The sequence below is a fragment of the Mycolicibacterium tokaiense genome, from assembly GCF_010725885.1.
In the GTDB taxonomy this organism is placed as follows: Bacteria; Actinomycetota; Actinomycetes; order Mycobacteriales; family Mycobacteriaceae; genus Mycobacterium; species Mycobacterium tokaiense.
The window spans coordinates 4,982,682-5,005,421 of record NZ_AP022600.1; the positions used below are offsets into that span (position 1 = coordinate 4,982,682).

Annotated in this window: 18 protein-coding genes and 2 riboswitches; of the genes, 7 read left to right on the forward strand and 11 right to left on the reverse strand. The window is 69.2% G+C overall.

Going from position 1 to position 22,740, the window contains the following annotated elements; translation table 11 throughout:
- Positions 1–77: 77 nt before the first annotated feature.
- The 5 genes from G6N58_RS24350 (at position 78) to G6N58_RS24370 (ending at position 7,624) form a co-directional block, all read left to right on the forward strand.
- Positions 78–1,451, forward strand: a complete 1,374-nt coding sequence (locus G6N58_RS24350) for a hemolysin family protein (RefSeq protein WP_115281189.1) — start codon at positions 78–80, stop codon at positions 1,449–1,451.
- Positions 1,451–2,518, forward strand: a complete 1,068-nt coding sequence (locus tag G6N58_RS24355) for a hemolysin family protein (RefSeq protein WP_115281188.1) — start codon at positions 1,451–1,453, stop codon at positions 2,516–2,518. Before G6N58_RS24350 ends, G6N58_RS24355 begins: the two co-directional genes overlap by 1 nt.
- Positions 2,511–3,407, forward strand: a complete 897-nt coding sequence (locus tag G6N58_RS24360) for a 3-methyladenine DNA glycosylase (RefSeq protein WP_115281187.1) — start codon at positions 2,511–2,513, stop codon at positions 3,405–3,407. The genes G6N58_RS24355 and G6N58_RS24360 overlap by 8 nt, the downstream gene beginning before the upstream one ends.
- A 38-nt stretch (positions 3,408–3,445) precedes the next feature.
- Complete coding sequence (locus tag G6N58_RS24365) at positions 3,446–5,647, forward strand: malate synthase G (RefSeq protein WP_115281186.1); 2,202 nt, start codon at positions 3,446–3,448, stop codon at positions 5,645–5,647.
- A gap of 72 nt (positions 5,648–5,719) precedes the next feature.
- A complete protein-coding gene (locus G6N58_RS24370) occupies positions 5,720–7,624 on the forward strand; it encodes a substrate-binding domain-containing protein (protein ID WP_115281185.1) in 1,905 nt (634 codons plus the stop codon).
- A 127-nt stretch (positions 7,625–7,751) separates the two neighbouring features.
- Here the strand turns inward: G6N58_RS24370 and gcvP are convergent, their stop codons facing one another.
- The 11 genes from gcvP to secA2 all read right to left on the reverse strand — a co-directional run bounded on the left by gcvP (position 7,752) and on the right by secA2 (position 19,151).
- Positions 7,752–10,589 (reverse strand): aminomethyl-transferring glycine dehydrogenase, encoded by a 2,838-nt coding sequence (gene gcvP / locus G6N58_RS24375; RefSeq protein WP_115281184.1) that lies wholly within the window; start codon positions 10,587–10,589, stop codon positions 7,752–7,754.
- Between the two features lie 32 nt (positions 10,590–10,621).
- A riboswitch (glycine riboswitch) is annotated at positions 10,622–10,732 on the reverse strand.
- A riboswitch (glycine riboswitch) is annotated at positions 10,733–10,830 on the reverse strand.
- Positions 10,831–10,957: 127 nt separating this feature from the next.
- Positions 10,958–11,578, reverse strand: a complete 621-nt coding sequence (locus G6N58_RS24380) for a MerR family transcriptional regulator (protein WP_083739975.1) — start codon at positions 11,576–11,578, stop codon at positions 10,958–10,960.
- Between the two features lie 238 nt (positions 11,579–11,816).
- Positions 11,817–12,311: a bifunctional nuclease family protein gene (locus G6N58_RS24385; RefSeq protein WP_068917050.1), complete on the reverse strand. Its 495-nt coding sequence runs from the start codon at positions 12,309–12,311 to the stop codon at positions 11,817–11,819.
- Positions 12,312–12,391: 80 nt separating this feature from the next.
- Positions 12,392–13,129 carry a transcriptional regulator FtsR gene (gene ftsR, locus G6N58_RS24390; protein WP_115281183.1) on the reverse strand — a complete coding sequence of 246 codons (738 nt, stop codon included), beginning with the start codon at positions 13,127–13,129 and terminating at the stop codon, positions 12,392–12,394.
- Complete coding sequence (garA, locus tag G6N58_RS24395) at positions 13,129–13,608, reverse strand: glycogen accumulation regulator GarA (protein ID WP_115281182.1); 480 nt, start codon at positions 13,606–13,608, stop codon at positions 13,129–13,131. Before garA ends, ftsR begins: the two co-directional genes overlap by 1 nt.
- Before the next feature lie 145 nt (positions 13,609–13,753).
- On the reverse strand, positions 13,754–14,149 hold the full coding sequence (gene gcvH, locus G6N58_RS24400; protein ID WP_115281181.1) for a glycine cleavage system protein GcvH: 396 nt from the start codon (positions 14,147–14,149) through the stop codon (positions 13,754–13,756).
- A gap of 38 nt (positions 14,150–14,187) precedes the next feature.
- Positions 14,188–14,922 carry a DUF881 domain-containing protein gene (locus G6N58_RS24405; RefSeq protein ID WP_115281180.1) on the reverse strand — a complete coding sequence of 245 codons (735 nt, stop codon included), beginning with the start codon at positions 14,920–14,922 and terminating at the stop codon, positions 14,188–14,190.
- The gene (locus tag G6N58_RS24410) at positions 14,922–15,254 is read right to left on the reverse strand and encodes a small basic family protein (RefSeq protein ID WP_068917055.1); all 333 of its coding nucleotides are present in this window, start codon (positions 15,252–15,254) and stop codon (positions 14,922–14,924) included. Before G6N58_RS24410 ends, G6N58_RS24405 begins: the two co-directional genes overlap by 1 nt.
- Positions 15,255–15,279: 25 nt before the next feature.
- Positions 15,280–16,194, reverse strand: coding sequence for a DUF881 domain-containing protein (locus G6N58_RS24415; RefSeq protein ID WP_115281179.1), 915 nt, complete (start codon positions 16,192–16,194; stop codon positions 15,280–15,282).
- The gene (locus tag G6N58_RS24420) at positions 16,191–16,805 is read right to left on the reverse strand and encodes a CDP-alcohol phosphatidyltransferase family protein (protein ID WP_115281178.1); all 615 of its coding nucleotides are present in this window, start codon (positions 16,803–16,805) and stop codon (positions 16,191–16,193) included. The genes G6N58_RS24415 and G6N58_RS24420 overlap by 4 nt, the downstream gene beginning before the upstream one ends.
- Positions 16,806–16,814: 9 nt before the next feature.
- Entirely contained in the window at positions 16,815–19,151 is a 2,337-nt protein-coding gene (secA2, locus tag G6N58_RS24425) for an accessory Sec system translocase SecA2 (RefSeq protein ID WP_115281177.1), read from the reverse strand.
- A gap of 85 nt (positions 19,152–19,236) precedes the next feature.
- Here secA2 and G6N58_RS24430 point away from each other — a divergent pair, with 85 nt between their 5' ends.
- Positions 19,237–20,790 (forward strand): FAD-dependent monooxygenase, encoded by a 1,554-nt coding sequence (locus G6N58_RS24430; RefSeq protein WP_115281176.1) that lies wholly within the window; start codon positions 19,237–19,239, stop codon positions 20,788–20,790.
- An 11-nt stretch (positions 20,791–20,801) separates the two neighbouring features.
- On the forward strand, positions 20,802–22,700 hold the full coding sequence (locus G6N58_RS24435) for an ABC transporter ATP-binding protein/permease (protein ID WP_115281175.1): 1,899 nt from the start codon (positions 20,802–20,804) through the stop codon (positions 22,698–22,700).
- Positions 22,701–22,740: the final 40 nt, after the last annotated feature.

Sequence of the window (22,740 nt, forward strand, 5' to 3'; positions counted from 1 at the left end):
GCCGAAGCCCAGGACGCCGAGCCTTCCTCTAGACAGCCGGGCTGCGTGCCCGGCGCCCACACGGTGGTGACCCGTCCATGAGTGTCTGGTTCACCGTCGTGTCCCTGCTCGCCATCGTGGTGCTGACCGCCGGCACGGCGCTCTTCGTCGCCGCGGAGTTCTCGCTGACCGCACTGGAACGCAGCACCGTCGAGTCCAACGCCCGCTCGGGCAACCGGCGCGACAAGTTCGTCCAGCGGGCCCACCGCACGCTGTCCTTCCAGCTCTCCGGGGCGCAGCTCGGCATCTCGATCACCACGCTGGCCACCGGCTATCTGGCCGAACCGGTGGTGGCCCGGTTGATCGCGCCCGGGCTGCGCGCCATCGGCCTGCCCGAGGGCAGCATCGGCGGACTGGCACTGGCACTGTCACTGCTGATCGCGACCTCCATCTCGATGGTGTTCGGCGAACTTGTGCCGAAGAACCTGGCGGTGGCTCGCCCGGTGCCCACCGCGCGCGCCGCCGCGGGCCCGCAATTGATGTTCTCCGCGCTGCTCAAACCGGCCATCGTGGCCACCAACGGCACCGCGAACTGGGTGTTGCGCCGTCTCGGCATCGAACCTGCCGACGAGCTGGCTTCGGCCCGGTCACCGCAGGAACTGGTGGCGCTGGTGCGCAACTCGGCCCGCCGCGGCTCACTGGACGCCGTCACCGCCACCCTGGTGGACCGGTCGCTGCAGTTCGGTGAGCGCACCGCCGAGGAGCTGATGACACCGCGGCAGAAGATCGTCGCGTTGGACGCCGATGACACCGTGGCCGACCTGGTGGCCGCGGCCGCCGAGAGCGGCTACTCCCGTTTCCCGATCATCGACGGCGACCTCGACGAGACCGTCGGCATCGTGCACATCAAACAGGTTTTCGCGATCGCGCGCCCGCAGCGCGGGTCCACCAAGCTGTCCACGCTGGCCCAGCCGGTGGCGGTGGTGCCCTCGACGCTCGACGGTGACGCGGTGTTCGCCCAGATCCGCGGCAACGGCCTGCAGACCGCACTGGTGGTCGACGAATACGGCGGCACTGCAGGCATGGTCACCGTCGAGGACCTGATCGAAGAGATCGTCGGCGATGTCCGGGACGAGCACGACGACGCGACGCCCGACGTGGTGCAATCCGGGGACGGCTGGCAGGTATCGGGGCTGCTGCGTATCGACGAGGTGGCCACCGCCACCGGCTACCGCGCCCCCGAGGGCGAATACGAGACCATCGGTGGCCTGGTGCTCGAGGAGCTCGGGCACATCCCGGAGGCGGGAGAGTCCGTGGAACTGGGGGCGCTGGATCCCGACCGCCCACTCGACGAGCCGGTGCGCTGGCGGGCGACGGTGCTGGCGATGGACGGCAGGCGCATCGACCAACTCGAGCTGACACAACTGGAGCCGGACAGCCGCGACGACGAGAACGACGGAGGCGAGCGCTGATGGGCGGCGACATCTTCGGGGTCCTGCTCACCGTGTTCCTGCTGGCCGCCAACGCGTTTTTCGTCGGCTCGGAGTTTGCGCTGATCTCCGCGCGCCGCGACCGGCTGGAGGCGCTGGCCGAACAGGGTAAGAAAAGCGCCGTCACCGTCATCCGTGCCGGCGAGCAGCTCTCGCTCATGCTGGCCGGGGCTCAGCTGGGCATCACCATCTGCTCGATCCTGCTGGGCCGCGTGGGCGAGCCCGCGGTGGCGCACCTGCTCGAGGGTCCCTTCGGCCTGTTCGGCATTCCGGATGCGGTACTGCACACGGTTTCGTTCATCATCGCCCTGGCCATCGTGGTGACGCTGCACGTGCTGCTGGGTGAGATGGTGCCGAAGAACATCGCGATCGCCGGACCGGAATCCACCGCCATGCTGCTGATCCCGGTGTACCTGGTGTACGTGCGGGCGGCGCGGCCGCTGATCGCGTTCTACAACTGGTGCGCCAACATCACGCTGCGGGCGGTGCGGGTGGAGCCGAAGGACGAGCTGGACATCACGGTCTCGACGGTGGAACTGTCGGAGATGATCGCCGAGTCGGTCTCCGAGGGGCTGCTCGATCCCGAGGAGCACACCCGGCTGACGCGGGCCCTGCAGATCCGCACCCGGGCGGTCTCCGACGTCGCCGTACCGCTGCCCAGGATTCGCGCGATACCGGTGGCCGACGCCGGGTCGGGCCCCACCATCGGGGCGGTGGAGCAGGCCCTGGTCGAGACCGGGTACTCCCGCTTCCCGGTCACCGGCGTCGACGGCATCTACCTCGGCTACCTGCACATCAAGGACGTGCTGGCCCTCGGCGACGACCCCGACACCGTGGTGGACCTGTCGGTGATCCGGCCGTTGCCGCATGTGCCGGAACGGCTGCCGCTGCCCGATGCGCTGTCACGCCTGCGCCGCAGCAACGCCCACCTGGCCCTGGTCACCCAGGGCGACGGTGGACCGTCCGTGCCGGTGGTGGCCATGGTGGCCCTGGAAGACCTGGTGGAGGACCTGGTGGGCACCGTCCGCGACGGAACCCACCGTGTCTGACGTCGCCGTCGGCGCGCAGGTCCTGACCGCACCCCGGTGGCGGGCGCTGGCCGCCGCGCACCGCGACCGGGCCGAGGCGTTCCTGGCTCCGCACCGCAGCCGCGCCGCGGCGGGCCAACCTCATCCGGTCTGGGATTTCCTGTTCACGTACTACAGTCTCAAGCCCCGGCAGGTGGTGCGCTGGCATCCCGGGTTCGGGGTGGTGCTCGCCGACGCGCCGGAGTATCTGAGCCGCTCGGGCTACGCCGCACATCCGGCGGGCGTGACCGTGAGCGCCGACTACCTGGCCACCCGCCGCGACACCGTGGCCTTCATCGCCGGGTTGCTGGCCGCCACCGCGTCCCGGCCCGCGCAGCTCACCTGCTTCGGTCTGCACGAATGGGCGATGGTGTACCGCAGCAGCGACGTCCGCCACGCTGCGGTACCGCTGCGTCTGGGCCCCTCCGGCACCGACGCGGTGGTGGAGTCGATGCCGCTGCGCTGCACTCATTTCGACGCGTTCCGCTTCTTCACCGCCGACGCGGCGCCCCGCAACGCCGCAGCGCTGACCCGCGGCTCCCAAATCGATCAAGAACAACCCGGATGTATTCACGCTGCGATGGATCTGTACAAATGGTGCGCGAAGCTGGGTCCGCTGGTGAGCGGCGATCTACTGCTGGATTGCCTCGAGCTGGCGGCGGCCGCGCGGGAACTGGACATGCGCGCCAGCCCCTACGACCTGTCCGGGTACGGTTTTGCGCCGATCCGGATCGAGGAGCCCGAGGGGCGGGCTGCGTATGTACGTTGCCAGCGCGACTTGTCGCAACGCGCGGCCCTGCTTCGAGACGCTCTGCGGGAACGCTGTGACCTGCTCCAAGGTGACGACGATGGCGGAAACGCAGCTTACTGACGGGTAGTATGGGTGGATTGCCTGGCCGAGGAGGATCAATGTCTGAGCGTGTGACCGTGGGCAATCTGCGGGTCGCCAAGGTGCTGCACGACTTCATCACCAATGAAGCGCTGCCGGGCACCGACCTGGACCCCGACAGCTTCTGGGCCGGCGTGGACAAGGTGATCACCGATCTGGCGCCGCAGAACGCCGAACTCTTGGCACGCCGCGACGAGCTGCAGGCGCAGATCGACAAGTGGCATCGCCACCGGGTGATCGAGCCCCACGACGCGCAGGCCTATGAGGCGTTCCTGCGCGAAATCGGTTATCTGCTCCCCGAACCCGATGATTTCACCATCACCACCTCGGGCGTGGATCCGGAGATCACCTCCACCGCCGGACCGCAGCTGGTGGTGCCGGTGCTCAACGCGCGGTTCGCGCTCAATGCCTCCAACGCCCGCTGGGGTTCGCTGTACGACGCGCTCTACGGCACCGACGTCATCTCCGAGGACGACGGCGCGGAGAAGGGCACCAGCTACAACCGGGTGCGCGGGGACAAGGTCATCGCCTACGCGCGCGCGTTCCTCGACGAGGCCACCCCGCTGGAATCCGGCTCCTGGACCGAGGTGACCGCGCTGAGCGTCGCCGACGGCACCCTGGCGGTCGCCCTCGGCGACGACGACAGCACCGGCCTGGCCGACGCCGAGCAGTTCGCCGGCTATCTGGGCGAGCCCGACGCCCCGTCGGCGGTGTTGCTGGCCCACCACGGACTGCACATCGAGATCCTCGTCGATGCCGACTCCCCCATCGGCAGCACCGACGCCGCCGGCATCAAGGATGTGGTGCTCGAGTCGGCGATCACCACGATCATGGACTTCGAGGATTCCGTGGCCGCCGTGGACGCCGAGGACAAGGTGCTCGGCTACCGCAACTGGCTGGGGCTCAACCGCGGTGACCTCTCCGAAGAGGTCAGCAAAGGCGGCAAGACCTTCACCCGCGTGCTCAACGCCGACCGCACCTACACCGCCCCCGACGGTGGCGAGGTGACCCTGCCCGGGCGCAGCCTGCTGTTCGTCCGCAACGTCGGGCACCTGATGACCAATGACGCCATCACCATGCGCGGCAGCGCCGACGAAGAGGTCGAGGTGCCCGAGGGCATCCTCGACGCGCTGTTCACCAGCCTGATCGGCATCCACGGCCTCAAGGACACCGAAGAGAACGGGCCGCTGCTCAACAGCCGTACCGGCTCGATCTACATCGTCAAGCCCAAGATGCACGGCCCCGATGAGGTGGCGTTCACCTGCGAACTGTTCAGCCGCGTCGAGGACGTCCTGGGCCTGCCGCAGGGCACCCTCAAGGTCGGCATCATGGACGAGGAGCGCCGCACCAGCGCCAACCTCAAAGCCTGCATCAAGGCCGCCGCCGACCGCGTCGTGTTCATCAACACCGGCTTCCTGGACCGCACCGGCGACGAGATCCACACCTCGATGGAAGCCGGCCCGATGGTCCGCAAGGGCACCATGAAGTCCCAGCCGTGGATCACCGCCTACGAGAACCAGAACGTCGACATCGGCCTGGCCGCCGGCTTGAGCGGCAAGGCCCAGATCGGCAAGGGCATGTGGGCCATGCCCGATCTGATGGCCGACATGATCGAACAGAAGATCGGCCAGCCCAAAGCAGGAGCCACCACCGCATGGGTGCCCTCGCCCACCGCAGCCACCCTGCATGCACTGCACTACCACCAGGTGGACGTGTTCGCCGTCCAGCAGGAACTGGCCGGCCAGACCCGCAGCACCCTGGATGAGTTGCTCACCATCCCATTGGCCGATTCGTCGCTCACCTGGTCCCCCGACGAGATCCACCAGGAGGTCGACAACAACTGCCAGTCGATCCTCGGGTACGTGGTCCGCTGGATCGACCAGGGCGTGGGCTGCTCCAAGGTGCCCGATATCCACGACATCGCGTTGATGGAAGACCGCGCCACGCTGCGTATCTCCAGCCAGTTGCTGGCCAACTGGCTGCGCCACGGGGTGATCACCGCCGCCGACGTGCGCAGCAGTCTCGAGCGGATGGCACCGGTGGTGGACCGGCAGAACGAAGGCGACAGCACCTACCGACCGATGGCACCCGACTTCGACTCCAGCATCGCCTTTGCCGCCGCCCAGGAACTCATCCTCGACGGCGGAGCCCAGCCCAACGGCTACACCGAGCCGATCCTGCACCGGCGCCGCCGCGAGTTCAAGGCCACCGCCGGTCAGTGACTAGACTCAGCGCCGGGTTCATCACGGCCCGCGTCGGGACAGGTCTGAGGAGAGGTTCGGTGGAGTCAGGGCATGGGTAGACACAGCAAACCCGGGCCCGACGACGACGATGACGTGTACCTGCCGCCGCAGGACTCGGGCTTCGACGACGCGCAGTTCGACGACGACGAAATAGATCCCGACGAGCGCTATCGCGCCGAACCCACCTCGAGCACAACCGATGACCGCTCGGTCTCCGACCAGCCGGACAACGAGACCACGGCGGTCATCCGGACCTCGGGACAGCTCTCGGGCGGGCACCGCAACGCCGGCGAGTGGACCGGCAGCCACCGCACCGTCGCGCCGGGCAGGCGCGGAGTCAGTGTGGGCGTGATCGCCGCGCTGGTCACCGTCGTCGTCGTGGTGGGCGCGGTCATTCTGTGGCGCTTCTTCGGTGCTGCTCTCGACAGCCGCCGTGACGCCGCCGCGGCCAACTGCCTGGAAGGCGAGATGACGGTCTCGGTGGTGGCCGACCCGGCGATCGCCGACCCGCTGGGCCCGCTGGCCGAGCGGTTCAACGGTTCGGCCAGCCCGGTGGGCGATCACTGCGTCAAGATCGCCATCCAGTCCGCCGACTCCGATGCCGTGATCGACGGGATCTCCGGGCAGTGGCCCAGTGATCTCGGCGGCAAACCCGCGCTGTGGATCCCCGGCAGTTCGGTCTCGCCGGCCCGGCTGTCGGCCGCCGTGAACCCCCAGACCATCAGCGCCAGCACGTCGTTGGTCACCTCACCGGTGGTGCTGGCCATCCGTCCGGAGCTGAAGCCGGCCGTGGAGAACGAAGGCTGGGCCGCGCTACCCGGCCTGCAGTCGCGGCCCGACAGCATCGACCTGCCCGGCTGGGGTTCGCTGCGCCTGGCCCTGCCCACCGTCGACGACAGCGACGCCGCCTACCTGGCCGCCGAGGCCGTGGCCGCCGGCGCTCCCGCCGGCGACGGCGCGGCCGCGGTCCGCACGCTGCGATCCGGGCAGCCCGAGCTCCCCGACCCCGAGGCCGGCACCGCGATGTCGGCCCTGCTGGACGCGGACAACCCGGCCGACGCCCCGGTGCACGCCGTGGCGACCACCGAACAGCAGCTGTTCACCCGCAGTACGGACCTGCCCGACGCCGCCGCCACCGTGACGGCCTGGATGCCGAACGGGCCGACCCCGGTGGCGGACTTTCCCGCCGTTCTCCTGGACGGCGACTGGTTGTCCGATGAACAGGTGAGCGCGGCAAGCCAATTCGAACGCTTCCTGCGGCAGCCCGAACAGCAGCAGGAGCTGCGCAACGCGGGCTTCCGCACCACGGAGGGCACCCCGCCCGGCAACGACGTGACGCCGTTCGGTGAGGTCTCGGCGGCACCGGCGGTGGATGACCAGCAGCGGGTTGATCTCGCCGATGCGCTGACCGCACCGGCGGCCTCGCCGGTGGTGACGATCATGCTGGACCGCTCGCTGGACCTCGAACCCGTGCGCGATGCTCTCAAGGCGCGGATCGCGGCCCTGGCCCCGACCGCGGTGGTCGGCTTGACGACCTTCGACGGCGCCAGCGGGAGCACCGCGGTGGCACCGGGACCGCTGAGCGAGGACGCTCCTGCCCTGACCGCGGCGCTCGACGGGCTGACCACGGGATCCTCGGGCGCGGTCTCGTTCACCACGCTGCGCAACGTCATCACCGACGCCCGCTCCGGCTACCGGCCCGACCAGCCGAACTCGGTGCTCGTCATCACCGCGGGCCCGCACACCGATCAGTCGCTGGGCGCCGAAGGCCTACAGGACCTGGTCCGGGCCGGTGACCCCGCGCGGGCGGTGGCCGTCAACGTCATCAACGTCGGCGACGACCCCGACCGGCCCACCTGGGAAGCGGTGGCCGAGATCAGCGGCGGCACCTACGAGAACGTGCCCAACACGTCGGCGCCGGAGTTCGCAGCAGCCGTCGACACCCTGCTCAACTGACCCGCGAGACCGCGCAGGGTGCGCAGATTCGGGCGGAATCCACGCACCCTGTGCAGTCTCGGCTCGACGAACTAGGCGGGGTTGCTCGCCTGAGCTCCTCCCCGCCTCGTATCTCGGCGCATCGTCGTCAGGCGAAGGCCTCCACCGGCGGGCACGAGCACACCAGGTTGCGGTCACCGTAGGCGCCGTCGATGCGACGCACCGGCGGCCACACCTTGGGCCGGTAGTTCTTGCCCAGCGGGTAGGCCGCCTCTTCGCGGGTGTACGGGTGCTCCCAGTTGTCCACCAGCAGGCACTCGGCGGTGTGCGGGGCATTGCGCAGCGGGTTGTCCTCGGCCGGCCACTGCCCCGAGCCCACCTTGTCGATCTCGGCCTTGATCGCGATCATGGCCTCGCAGAAGGCGTCGACCTCGGCCAGTGATTCACTCTCGGTGGGCTCCACCATCAGCGTGCCCGCCACCGGGAAGCTCATGGTGGGCGCGTGGAAACCGAAGTCCGCCAGGCGCTTCGCCACATCGTCTACGGTGACGCCGGTGGCCTTGGTGATGCCGCGCAGATCGAGGATGCACTCGTGGGCCACCATGCCGTTCTCGCCGGTGTAGAGCACCGGGTAGTACTCGTCGAGGCGGCGGGCGATGTAGTTGGCCGACGCGATGGCCGTCAGCGTCGCCGCCCGCAGGCCCTCGGCGCCCATCATCGCGATGTAGGCCCAGGTGATCGGCAGGATCGACGCCGAGCCGTAGGGCGCCGCGGACACCACGTGCCCGGAGGGCAGCTCGTCGGCCAGCGGGTGACCGGGCAGGAACTCGGCCAGGTGGGCACGCACCGCCACCGGCCCGACGCCGGGGCCGCCGCCGCCGTGCGGGATGCAGAACGTCTTGTGCAGGTTGAGGTGGCTGACGTCGCCACCGAACTTGCCGGGGCGGGCCAGGCCCACCAGGGCGTTGAGGTTGGCGCCGTCGACGTAGACCTGCCCGCCGGCGTCGTGCACGGCGGCGCAGATGTCCTCGACGTCGTGCTCGTAGACACCGTGGGTGGACGGGTAGGTGATCATCAGCGCGGCCAGGTTGTCGGCGTGTTCGGCCACCTTGGCCCGCAGGTCGTCGAGGTCGACGTCACCGTTGTCGCGGCAGGCCACCACCACCACCTTCATCCCGGCCAGCGCGGCCGAGGCGGCGTTGGTGCCGTGGGCGCTCGACGGGATCAGGCAGATGTTGCGGTGGCTCTCCCCGCGGCTGGCGTGGTAGTCGTGAATGGCCAGCAGGCCGGCGTACTCACCCTGGGAACCGGCGTTGGGCTGCAGGGACACCGCGTCGTAGCCGGTGACGGCCACCAGCCAGTTCTCCACGTCGGCGATCAGCGCCCGCAGGCCCGCCGTGTCACCCGCCGGCCCGAACGGATGCTGGCGGGAGAACTCCGGCCAGGTGACGGACTCCATCTCGGCGGCGGCGTTGAGCTTCATGGTGCACGAGCCCAGCGGGATCATGGTGCGGTCCAGCGCCAGGTCCTTGTCGGACAGCGAGCGCAGGTAGCGCATCATGGCCGTCTCGGTGCGGTAGGTGGTGAACGCCGGGTGGGTCAGGAATTCGCTTGTCCGCGTGGCGATCTCGACGGTCCGAGCATCGGCGGCGGTGACGCCGAACGCCTGCAGCACGCTGTCGACGTGGGCGTCGGTGGTGGCTTCGTCGCAGGCCACCGACACGTGGTCGGCGTCCACCCGCCACAGGTTGATGCCCAGCGCCTTGGCCGCGGCCACCACCTCGTCGGCGCGGCCCGGCACCCGGGCCAGCACGGTGTCGAAGAAGCTCTGGTGCACCACCGCATCACCGAGGCCGGCGGCGACCCGCTCGGCGTGGGCGTGCACCCGGCGCGCGATGCCGGTCAGGCCCTCGGCACCGTGATAGCTGGCGTACATGGCGGCCATCACGGCCAGCAGTACCTGCGCAGTGCAGATGTTGCTGGTGGCCTTGTCGCGGCGGATGTGCTGCTCGCGGGTCTGCAGGCTCAGACGGTAGGCCGGCGCCCCGTCGGCGTCGACGGACACCCCGACCAGCCGGCCGGGCAGCTGCCGCGCCTGCTTGGTGGACACGGCCAGGTAACCGGCGTGCGGGCCGCCGAAGCCCATCGGGACGCCGAAGCGCTGGGCGCTGCCGAAGGCGATGTCCGCGCCCAGGTCTCCGGGCGGGGTCAGCAGCGTCATGGCCAGCAGGTCAGCACCGACGGCCACCAGCGCGCCGCGTTCGTGGGCCTCCTCGATGACTGCGCTCCAGTCGGTGATGCGGCCACTGGCTCCCGGCAGCTGGGTGATGACGCCGAAGAAGTCCCCCTCGGGCAGCCCGTCGCGCAGGTCGGTGGTGACGATCTCGATACCGAGCGGCTGGGCGCGGGTGGCCAGCACCGCGGCGGTCTGGGCGAAGACGTCGGAGTCGACGACCAGCCGTGTCGCCTTACCCCGCACGGCGCGCTGCATCAGTGTCATGGCCTCGGCGGCGGCGGTGGCCTCGTCGAGCATCGAGGCATTGGCGATGTCGAGGCCGGTCAGGTCGGCCACCATGGTCTGGAAGTTCAGCAGCGCCTCGAGGCGGCCCTGGCTGATCTCGGGCTGGTACGGGGTGTAGGCGGTGTACCAGGCGGGGTTCTCCATGATGTTGCGCAGCAGCACCGGCGGGGTCAGGGTGTCGTAGTATCCCTGTCCGATCATCGAGACGGCGACGGTGTTGGAGTCTGCCATGGCGCGCAGTTGGGCCAGCGCCTGGTGTTCGGAGACCGCCGGCGGCAAGACGTCGAGACCGGGTGCCAGCCCGTCGGGGTTCAGCGCGTCGAGGATGCCCGCGGGCAGGGCCTTGGCGGCCAGTTCGTCGAGGGACTGCACCCCGATGACCCCGAGCATGGTGTCGATGTCGGCCGAACCGGGGCCGATGTGCCGATCGGCGAACTTCGGTGCGCGGTCATCAAAGAGGACCATGGGTGAACTCCTAGGCAGGACGAGCCGGTGCGTCCTCCCCCTCTGTCGTCGACCCGGACGGGCTGCCTGAGAGATTCGGCCCGGTCACCGTGGACGGGCCTTTCCCCATGGGCGGGTGCGTGCACCGCTTTCCAGAGGCATCGTGGCCGGGCGCGGTCCTGGGGCCTGAGAGGTTGACGGAGAGGTGTTGCTCCTTCGGCGCCTGTGACTGGCGGCCACAGAGCTCTCCCGCGCGAGGGCGATGCGCCCATCAGTTTAGCGCGCAGCGAGGTCCGTTGCCGTCCAGGCCGAATCCGACAGCACGGACATAAAAAAGGGGCCGCCGAAGCAGCCCCGTGGAGCACGCGGTGAGCGCCGCCCGGTCCCGGTCAGCCGATCTTGCGGTCGCGGTGCTTACGGCGGGAGGCCAGCTCGTCCTCGGGAGCAGCGATGGACTCGCCACCGTCGGCCCGTTCGCCCGGGAAGTCGGCGATGGCGCCGGTGAGCTCACGCATGGCCCCGGAGACGGCGATACCGAACACGCCCTGACCGCCCTGGAGCAGATCCACCACCTCTTCGGCGGAGGTGCACTCGTAGACGGTGGTGCCGTCCGAGAACAGGGTGATGTTGGCCAGATCCTGCACGCCGCGCTGACGCAGGTGGTCCACCGCGACGCGGATGTTGTGCAGCGAGATGCCCGTATCGAGCAGACGCTTGACGATCTTGAGGACCAGGATGTCCTTGAAGGAGTACAGCCGCTGGCTGCCGGAGCCGGCGGCGCCGCGGATCGACGGCACCACCAGCGAGGTCCTGGCCCAGTAATCGAGCTGGCGGTAGGTGATGCCGGCGATCTGGCACGCACTGGGCCCGCGGTAGCCGATCAGGGCGTCCGGCACCGAGTCGTCCGGGAACAGGCCAGGCTGCACCGGTTCGGTGACCACAGGCTCCTGGCTTGTCGTCGAGTCGTCGGCGCCAAGATCCAACTGCCCCTGACGTGGCTGCTCGCCCACCTGTGATTCCTCTCGCCGATCGGTCACGTCGTCAGCTTCCTGCCCCGAGCCCGAGTGCCCTGAGCATACGCTTCCGGACAGGTCCCCGATGCCTACTGGACCCGCCAACGTGACCCAGTATGGGCCCGTCTGCGGACCGGGATGTGGTCATTGCGGGCGTGTCGAATCCGGACCACCAGTTGAGACGCATCCGTGATCGGTCCGCGTTCGGAATGATTCCTGGGCGGGCGACAACCGCTCAGGTCGCCTTGAAATCGTCCGGTGACACGCTGTCGAGGAACTCCTTGAACTTCTCCACCTCGTCCTCGCGGACCGCGCCGGTGGCTTCCTCGTCGTTCTCGTCCGGGATCAGCAGACCCGCCTCGGCGAGCACCGCTTCCTCCACGTAGATCGGCACCCCCACGCGCAGCGCGATGGCCACCGAATCCGACGGCCGCGCCGACACTGTGATGTCGCGGTCGAAGATCAGGTCGGCGTAGAAGGTGCCTTCCTGCAGATCGACGATCCGTACCTCTTTTAGAGTGTGGCCCAGGGCTGCGATCACGTCGCGGAAGAGGTCGTGGGTCATGGGTCGCTGCGTCTCGACACCCTGTTGCTCCAGCGCAATCGCGGCTGCCTCGGACTGCCCGATCCAGATGGGCAGATAGCGGTCACCGTTGGACTCTCGCAGCAGCAGAACCGGCTGGTTCTGAGGTTGCTCGACACGAATGCCGACGACCCGCACTTCACCCATTGTGTGTCTGCCCTCCGCACTTGTCAGTGCTCTTCGACGCCCCGGTCACGATCACCGGTACGCCCTCGCGAGTCTAGTCCTCACCGGTTGAGTACGTCGCGCACAGCGGATTTCACCAGCGCGGTGTGCAAGGTGATGGCCAGCGCCGCGACTTCGCGGGCCAGATCGTCGGCCCGATCGCGGGCGCCGGTCTTGTCCGCCTTGGTCAGTGGCCCGGCGATCTGCGCGATCAGATCCGACTGCCGATCGGCGGCGGACCGGAAGGCCCGCAGGTGCCGCGGCTCCACACCGTAGTCGGCCAGCGCGCCGGCGCACTGCAGGATCGGCACGGTGTGCTCGTCGAAGAACCCGGCGGCGCCGGTGGTGATGACGCCCGCTTTGAGCAAGGCCGACAGCAGGTCGTGTGCCACCCCGGCCGGCAGCCCGGACTGCTCGATGACGTCCTCACGGCGCAACCGGACCTTGGCCGGCCCCACCGCGGGGGACTCGTCGACTCCCGCCTCGGACACCAGTCGCGGCACGCCGTACGACGAACCCGCCGCGGGCAGTTCCCCGTCGGGCTGGGCGTCCAACTGCGCCTTGATGACCTTCAGCGGCAGGTACTGGTCTCGCTGCGCGGTGAGGATGAACCGCAGCCGAGCACAGTCGTAGGCCGTGAACCTCCGATACCCGGACGCCGTTCGCCCAGGCGTAACCAACCCCTCGGCCTCCAGGAAACGGATCTTGGAGATGGTGACGTCCGGAAAATCGGGCCGCAGCGCATCGAGCACCGCGCCGATCGACATCCCGGCGAACGCGGGAGTATCGGGTGCGGTCACTAGCTGTCGGGACCCCCGTCGTCACCCTTGGGGCCGGTCAGGAACACGAGCCGGAACTTGCCGATCTGCACCTCGTCGCCATTGGCCAGCACCGCCGAGTCGACCGGCTCGCGGTTGACGTAGGTGCCGTTGAGGCTGCCGACGTCGACCACCTGGAACTCGCCGTTCTCCAGCCGGAACTCCGCGTGGCGGCGGCTGACGGTCACGTCGTCGAGAAAGATGTCGCTGTCGGGGTGACGCCCGGCGGACGTGCTGGCCTGATCCAGCAGGAAGCGGGAACCCGCGTTGGGTCCGCGCTTGACGACCAGCAGCGCCGAGCCGACGGGCAGCCCTTCGACTCCTGAGACGGCACCTTCGCCGCCGGTGGCCGGCGGGGCGTCCAGTTCGTTCAGGAAGTCGGCGCGAAACACCGAAGTCGTCTCGACCGTCACCTCTTCAGACACCTGGTCAGCACCCGGGTTGCTGTCCTTGTCCGTCACACGCTGCTCCTCACTGGACTGCTTGTGGCGATTGTCGCCGGTGAACTGTGCTGCCTACCGTCGTGATGTCGACGTTACCGCGCCGTCGGCACGATTGCCCCCAGCACGGTAGGAAACACGGCTGGCAGGCACCCTAACAACTACCTCACTCCGTCAGCGTGGCGCGGTACGCCTCGGCGTCCAGCAGGCCCCCGAATCCGGCGTCGAGTTCGCCCGGCTGAGCCTGCAGCTCCACCAGCCAGCCCGCACCGTAGGGATCGGAGTTGACCAGGTCGGGGCTGGCCTCCAGATCACCGTTGACGGCAACCACTTTCGCGGTCAGCGGGGCGTAGAGGTCGGAGACCGACTTGGTGGACTCCACCTCGCCGAACGCGTCGCCGGAGGTGAGTTCCGTGCCCGTGTCGGGCAGTTGCACGAACACCACGTCCCCCAGGGCGGACTGCGCGTAGTCGGTGATGCCGACTCGCACGGTGTCGTCGCCGGTGCGACGGACCCATTCGTGTTCAGGGGTGTACGACAGATCGGCTGGGATCTCGCTCACGGTCGGTTCTCACTCCACTCGATGGTTTTCAGACCAGGTCATTTGACTGGCTGAGCGTATTGGCGCGGTTTCGGTTGCCGCAAGGCGGTCACGTCAACGCGGTCGGACTGCTGGATCGACATCGATCCACCGACCCGCTCGACGCTGTCCACCGCGCCACCGGGGATGTTCAGCGCGGCGGCCAGGGTGGGCGGATCCCCGATCGCCAGAACCGAATAGGGCGGGCTGAGCACCGTGTCGTCGATCTCGAGGGCACCCGGGTTGCCCACCACCCAGGTGTCCACACCCACCCGCAGAGCCCGCTCACCCGAGCGGATCTCCATGGCTTCGGCGCCGGCGGCCCGCAGTTCGTTGATCACGTCGAGCATCGTCTCGGCCGACACACCCGCGGCGGGGTCGTCGATGACGACGGTGACACCGGGTCCGGTGGCCCCCACGGTCCCGATCAGGATGGACAGCGCCGCCAGTCGGGCCCTGGCGTTGTCGATCGCCGCCTGATCGGAACTGCCCGCGGCCTGCAGCGACGCCAGGGTGCGCTGCAGTTCGGCCACCTCGGTGCTCAGCGCCGCCTCGCGCTGCTGCAACGAGTCCAGCAGCACCAGCAGATCCGCGGGGCGGGCCGTCTCCAGTGAGTCCCCGGATTCGGTCTGGCGCACCTGGGTGGCGATCGCGACACCCAGCACCAGGCACAGCAGCACCGCGAGCACACCGAACACCATCTGCGAGCGGGTCCGGGTGGGCAGTTCGTGCTTGCCGTGGGGATGGTCGGTCATCAGGCCCCGAACAGCTTGCGGCGCAGGGCCGCGGCGTTGCCGAAGATGCGGATGCCCAGGACGACGATGATCGCCGTGGACAGCTGGGTGCCCACCCCCAGCTGGTCGCCGACGTAGACGATCAGGGCGGCCACCAGCACGTTGAACACGAAGGACACCACGAACACCTTCGCGTCGAAGATGTGCTCGAGGTAGGCCCGCAGTCCGCCGAACACTGCGTCCAGTGCCGCCACCACGGCGATCGGCAAGTACGGCGCGATGACCTCGGGGACATCGGGCTGGAACACCAGGCCCAGCACGATGCCGACCACCAGCGCTGCGATCCCGATCACCGGTACATCTCCCGAATCTCCAAACTCATGGGCCGATCTGCGTCGCGAACACGATGTCACGGGTGGCGCCGGTGGGCACGGTCAGACCATCGCCGGCGCTGACCGTCACCCCCACCCCGTAGGACGCCTCGAGCAGCCGCAGCCGCACCAGGGCCGGGCTGCGGTCGAAGCCGTCGCGCAGTGTGTTCTGCGGTCCCAGCGCGACGATCTCGTAGGGGCTGGCGATGGGGTGGTTGTCGACGAGGATCGCGCCGCCCGCCTGCCGGATGGTCACGTTCGGGCCCACTCGGATGCCGTCCACCGCAACGGCTTCCGCGCCCGCAGCCCACAGCGAGTTGACCACCAGCTGCAGGTCGCGGTCCAAGATCACCTGGCGACTGCCCGGCACCCGCTCTTTGGACACGTCGGTCAGGTCCCGGGACACGCCGGGGTCGGTGACCGACACGGTGATCCCCGGCCCGATCATCGGCGTGCTGCCGGCAGGAAGGTTGAGCTGGTCGAGCTCGGTGAGCAGCTGTTGGCCCTCGGCGTCGTCGGCGAGCTGGCGGCGCTGGATGTCGTCGACCTCCGCGGCCAGCGTGTCGCGGCGGGAGACCAGCTCATCGGTGCCGGCTTCGGCGGAGCGCACGCTGCCGGCCAGCACGTGTTGGGCCTCGCTCACCCCGGGGGCGGTGGAACGGGCCTGCGCCACGGCGACGGCGAACACCGCGGCGATCAGCAGGGCCGCCAGCGCCTGCCACAGCCGGCGCGCAGCCCGTGACGGCGGTGCCGACGCCGACGCCCTGGCTTCGGCCGCCGCAGCGTAACCGGGGTCGAGGTGTTCGGACAGCAGCTGGCGCAGCAACGACGGCACGGGCAGCTTCTGCACCGCCTTGAGCCGGTCGGTGTCCAGTCCAGCGACGGGGTCGTAGCCGCCGAGCGCACGATCTCCCCCGGTCATCTGCGCCCCGCGGGCGCTCGGGGTAACCGCCGGATCACCATCGTCAGCTGGATGACGTAGAGCACGAAGGACCACACGTACATGTAGATCCCCCAGATCAGAAAGCCCCACCCGCAGACACCGAGGACGTTCGCCCAGGATGCATCCCACTGACCCACCAGGATCAGCGGGAACCCGGACATCAGCGCGAACGTCGCCGCCTTGCCGATGTAGGTGACCGGCAGCGCGGTCAGGCCGCGGCTGCGCAGCAGCGGCAGCATGGCCGCCAGCAACCCGTCACGCACGATCAGGATGGCGATCACCCACCACGGCACGATGCCCGCCAAGCCCAGCGACAGCGGCACCGCGATCATGTAGAGCCGGTCGACCGCCGGATCCAGCAACTCCCCCAGCCGCGACGACTGGTCGGCGAAGCTGCGCGCGATCTTGCCGTCCAGCCAGTCCGAGGCGCCGCTGAACATCAGGATGCCGACCGCCCACAGCGAGGCCACCTGGCTTTCGGTGCCCAGCAACAGGTACACGAACACCGGGATGAGGAGCAGGCGAATGGCCGACAGCACGTTCGGCACTGTCAGAACGCGGTCGCGCGTGCCCCCCGGCGCAGGCGTCATGGGGTGAACCTATCTGAAGATCCCCGGCAGGCTCAGCGCGGACAGCGTGTCGTCGTTGAGCGGGTTGTCGTGCACCATGTACGTCCACGTCGAGGTCGGCCGGGCCAGCTTGGACAGGTCCAGGCCGGGCTCGTCGGTCAGGATGTCGGCGGTCTCGAACGTCTGCTGGGCGGCCTCCACCGCGTCGGCGGCCAGCGAGGTGAACGCGTCGACGGCCATCCGGTGGAACTCGTCGAGCGGGTTCTGCCTGCCGAGTGCCCGCAGGTGGATGCTCTCCCGGATGTCGGCCAGGAACGCTTGGTGGTCGGCCCAGCCGCGGTCCAGGTGGTACAGCATGATGAGCCGGCAGATACGCACCAGTTCCTCGTCGGAGACCAGTTCGCTCAGTTCCTCGTAACGCTCCGGGGCCAGCTTTTTGAGCTCCTCGAACGCCGTCGGCGTGGACAGCAGCGTGTTGCGGCGCTCGACGATGATGGCGCGCTGCTGGGCGATCAGGTGGTTGTAGCGCCAGGTGTTGGCGTGCACGTCGAGCAGCCGGCCCTCGGCGATGCGCTGGGCGTGGTCGATCAGCGTCGCGGCCTTGGCGCTGGTGATGCGGCCGTCGTCGTCGGCCTCGGTGGGTAGTTTGTCGGCGTCGAGGTGGGAGAGCACCACGTCGTCCTCCCAGCTGGCGAAGAACACCGAGGAGCCCGGGTCGCCCTGGCGGCCGGCGCGGCCGCGCAGCTGATTGTCCAGCCGTTCGGTGCTGTGCCGCCCGGTGCCGACGACGTGCAACCCGCCCAGCTCCACCACCTGGTCATGGGTGGCCTCATCCGAGCCGCCGAGGCGGATGTCGGTGCCGCGGCCGGCCATCTGGGTGGACACCGTGACCGCATTCAGCGCGCCGGCTTCGGCGATGACGGCGGCTTCCTCGGCGTCGTTCTTGGCGTTGAGGACCACGGCGGGCACCTTGCGCTTGAGCAGCCGCTCGTGCAGCTCCTCGGACTCGGCGACGTCGTGGGTGCCGACGAGCACCGGCCGGCCGGTGGCATGCACCTCCTGGATGTGGGCGATCACCGCGTCGATCTTGGCCGCGGCGGTGATGTAGACGCGGTCCTCGTCGTCTTCCCGGATGTTAGGGGTGTTGGGCGGAATCTGGGAAACACCGAGCTTGTAGAACTGCCGCAGCTGCTCACCGGCGGCCAGCGCGGTGCCGGTCATCCCGCACACCGTCGGATACCGGTTGATCAGCGCCTGGACGGTGATGTTGTCGAGCACCTCACCGGTCTCGGTGGTCTCGATGCCCTCCTTGGCCTCCACCGCGGCTTGCAGACCGTCGGGCCAGCGCTGCAGCTGCGCGATGCGGCCGCGGGAGGCGTTGATCAGGTGCACGGCTCCGTCGCGGACGATGTAGTGCACGTCGCGCTGCAGCAGCACGTGGGCGTGCAGGGCCACGTTCACCTCGGTCAAGGTGGTCGCGACGTGCTCCTCGGAGTACAGGTCGATGCCGCCGAGCGCCTTCTCCACCTTCTGCGCGCCCGCCTCGGTGAGGTGGATGTTGCGCCGGTCGGCGTCGGCGGAGTAGTCGATGTTCGGGTTCAGGCTGCCGACCAGCTCGATGATCTCCAGCTTCGGCTTCTCGCGGTGGGTGGTGCCGGCCAGCACCAGCGGCACCAGCGCCTCGTCGACCAGCACCGAGTCGGCCTCGTCGATGACGGCGACGTCGGGGTTGGGTGACACCAGGTCGGCGACGTCGGTGACCAGCTGATCGCGCAGCACGTCGAAGCCGATCTCGTTGACCGAGGCGTAGGTGATGTCGCACTGGTAGGCCGCGCGGCGCTCCTGCGCGGTGGACTCACCGGTGATCCAACCGACCGTGAGGCCCAGGGCCTCCAGCAAGGGGCCCATCCACTCGGCGTCGCGGCGGGCCAGGTAGTCGTTGACGGAGATGACGTGCACCCGGCGCCCGGCCAGCGCGTACCCGGCGGCGGCGATGGCGCCGGTCAGCGTCTTGCCCTCACCGGTGGCCATCTCGACGACGTCCCCGGCGAGCATGCGCAGGGCACCTTGCAGCTGCACGTCGAACGGGCGCAGGCCGGTGGCGCGCTCGGCGGCCTCCCGGGCGATCGCCAGGAACTGCAGGATGTCCTTGGACTCGGCCAGCGCGTCGAGGTCCAGCAGTCCGGCGGCCTTGCGCAGCTGCTCGTCGTCCAGGCCGGCCGCCTTCTCGTCGAAGGCCGCCGAATCGCGCACCTCGGCCAGCGACTTCTCCTGGTTCTTGTCGGCGCTGGCACCCAGCAGCTTCCAGAACCGGCCGCTCAGCTTGCCGGGCTTGGGGTCTTTGGTTTTGGAGGAGGTCCGTGCCACAGGACAACGGTACTTGGCTTTACGGTGCACCCGACACGCTGGAGCGTCGCCGTGCAGGGGACCCGCCGCTCTGCATAATTGCGCGGTGAACGCCGCTTTCGACACCGACGTCCTGATCGCGGGCGCAGGCCCGGTCGGATTGACGGCCGCCCTCGAACTGAGCCGCCACGGGGTGGCCTGCCGCGTGGTGGACCCCCTGACCGATCCTCCGCAGTACGCGAAGGCAGTGGGTGTGCAGCCGCGGACCCTGGAGGTGTTCGAGGGCATGGGCATCCTCGCGGACATCCTGGACCAGTCGATCCCGATGCGCGGTCAGGTGGTCTACCTCAACGGCGCCCGCGTGAACGAGCTGGAGTTGCGGCTGCCGCCGGATGTGCCGTTCGGCTACATCTGCATCCCGCAGTACGCCACCGAGACGGTGCTGCGCGAGCACCTGACCCGACGCGGGGTGCGCATCTCCCGTGGCTTGGCGGTCACCGGTTTCGACCAGGACGGCGACGGCGTGACGGCCGCGGTGGGGTCCGAGCGGGTACGGGCGCGGTATCTCATCGGTGCCGATGGCGCGCACAGCGCGGTGCGCAAGGCTCTGGGGTGCGCCTTCGAGGGTGGGTCGTTCGAGGAGCATTACATGCTCGGCGATGTCGAGGTGGACTGGTCGCTGCCTCGCGGTTACGCGCTGCGCGCCGCCCACCAGGTCGACGGCACGACCGACGACCTGCTGGTGAGCATTCCGCTGCCGGGGCGCGGCCGCTACCGAATGACGATGCTGGTTCCGCCGCAGCTGACCGCCGGCGACACCCCGGCGCTGTCGGACATCCAGACGGTGCTCGACAGGTTGTCCCCGGAACCGGTGACGGCCCGCAACCTGAGGTGGGCGTCGGTGTTCCGGATCAGCCACCGCATCGTGGACAGCTACGGCACCGCCCGGGTGTTCCTGGCCGGCGATGCCGCCCACATCCACCCGCCGACGGGCGCCCAGGGCATGAACACCGGTATCCAGGATGCCCACAACCTGGCCTGGAAGCTGGCGCTGGCCGTCCGCGGCCACGCCGCCGATGGGCTGTTGGGCACCTATGACGCCGAACGCAGGCCGGTCGGTGAGGAGGTGGTGGGCCGCACGGTCCGCAGCGCCCGCGCCGGCATCGGTGCCGACTCGGCCGATCCCGACTACGTGATGCGCCGGGAGGCACAGCTGTTGATCTCGTACGCCGGCAGCCCGGTGGTGGCCGAGGGCGCCGGGGAGCGCGCCCCCGATGCGACGGGGCTGCACCGGGATTCGGTGACCGGTCCACTGCGGTTGTTCACCCTGCTGAACCGGCGTGCCCACGCGGTGGTGCTGTACGCGGGCGCCGGGGTCGCCGATGTTGCCGCGCTGGAATCAGCGGCCGATGCCGCGCGGAACGGCACGTACGGCACCGCGCAGGTGTTCGTGATCGCGGCCCCGGACGCCGACGTCGCCGACACCGTGCTGCCGGTGATCCGGGACACCGCCGGGGACTTCGCCCGCGCCTACGGCGCCGGTGGTGTCTCGGTGTTCGTCATCCGGCCCGACGGCTACCTGGGTCTGGCGGCCCGTGACATCGCCCCCACAGCCGGCGCGGGTACCGTCGCCGCGCATCTGCGCACCACCTTTGCCTGACGAGGAGCCCCATGTTCCAGCAGTCCATCGACTGGAGTGACCAGATCAGCGCGTCGCTGTGGTGGATCACGTGGGTCTTCGGCGCCACCGCTGCAGTATCGCTGGCCCTGGTGGCCGCGCTGCTGCGGTTCACCACCTGGGGCCGGCAGTTCTGGCGGGTCAGCGGTGCTTACTTCACCGGTAGGGCCAGCCTGCCGGTCTGGGGGCTGCTGGCTTTGCTGCTGGTGTCGGTGGTGGCCTCGGTGCGCCTCGATGTGCTGCTGAGCTACTTCTACAACGACCAGAGCACGGCGCTGCAGGTGGCGTTCGGCGGCGTGGCCTCAGGAGATGAGGCGGTCAAACAGTCCGGCGTGGACGGCTTCTGGACGGCGATGCGGCTGTTCGCCCTGCTGGCCACCGTGCACGTGGCCCGCACGATGCTCGACATCTACCTGATGCAGCGGTTCATCATCGGCTGGCGGGTGTGGCTGACCCACCGCCTCACCAGGGACTGGCTGAACCACCGTTCGTACTACCGCGGCCGGTTCATCGACGACACGATCGACAACCCGGATCAGCGCATCCAGCAGGACATCGACATCTTCACCACCGGCGTGGGCCCCACCCCGAACATCCCGCAGTACGGCACCGGATCGGTGCTGCTGTTCGGGGCCATCAGCTCGGTCCTCTCGGTGGCCTCCTTCGGGCCGATCCTCTGGACCCTGGCGGGGCCACTGACCCTGCTGGGGGTGACGATCCCGAAGGCGCTGTTCTGGATTGCGATCGCCTACGTGCTGCTGGCCACCGTGGTGGCGTTCTGGATCGGCCGTCCGCTGATCCGGCTGAGCTTCATCAACGAGGCCCGCAACGCCGCCTTCCGCTACTCACTGGTGCGGCTGCGCGACATGGCCGAGGCCGTGGGTTTCTACCGCGGTGAGCGCGCCGAGCGGGTGCAGCTGGAGGGCCGGTTTGCGCCGCTGATCGACAACTACCGCCACTACGTGCGCCGCACCATCGGGTTCACCGGCTGGAACCTGTCCGCCAGCCAGGCCGCGGTACCACTGGCCGACATCATCCAGGCACCGCGAATGTTCAACGGCGAGATCACGTTCGGCGAGATGACCCAGTCCGGCAACGCCACCAGCCAGGTGCTGGCCGGGTTGTCGTTCTTCCGCAACGCCTACGACTCGTTCGCCAGCTTCCAGGCCGCCATCATCCGTCTCGACGGGTTGGTGCAGGCCAACGAGAAGGCCCGTGAACTCCCCGAACTCGACACCGCCGACAGCACCGACGGCTCTGTCTCCCTGGAACGCGTCGAGGTGCGCACCCCGGCCGGCGATGTCCTGATCCGTCCGGTGGACCTGCGCCTCGAGCAGGGGCAGGGCCTGGTGATCACCGGGGTCTCCGGCTCGGGCAAGACCACCCTGCTGCGCAGCCTGGGCCAGCTGTGGCCGTTCACGTCGGGCACCCTGCGCCGCCCCGGCGGACCCAACGAGACGATGTTCCTGTCGCAGGTGCCCTACGTCCCGCTCGGGGATCTGCGGGCCGTGGTCTCCTACCCTGCCTCCCCCGGTGACATCCCCGACGCCGACCTGCAGCGTGCATTGACCCAGGTCCAGCTCTCGCACCTGGCGCACCGGTTGAACGAGGAGCGCGACTGGGTGAAGGTGCTCTCGCCGGGCGAGCAGCAGCGCGTCGCGTTCGCCCGGGTGTTGCTCACCAAACCGAAAGCGGTGTTCGTCGACGAGGCGACCGCCGCGCTGGACGAAGGCTTGGAATTCGCCATGTATTCCACGGTCCGCCGGGAGCTGCCGAACCTCATCCTGGTGAGCGTGAGCCATCGGCCCAGCGTCGAACAGCATCACGAGCAGGAGTTGCACCTGCTCGGCGACGGGCAGTGGCGCCTGGACCCGCTCGCTGCGTCCACGTAGCGGCTCCCGACGCACCTCGGGCCGACGCGGTACCTTGCCC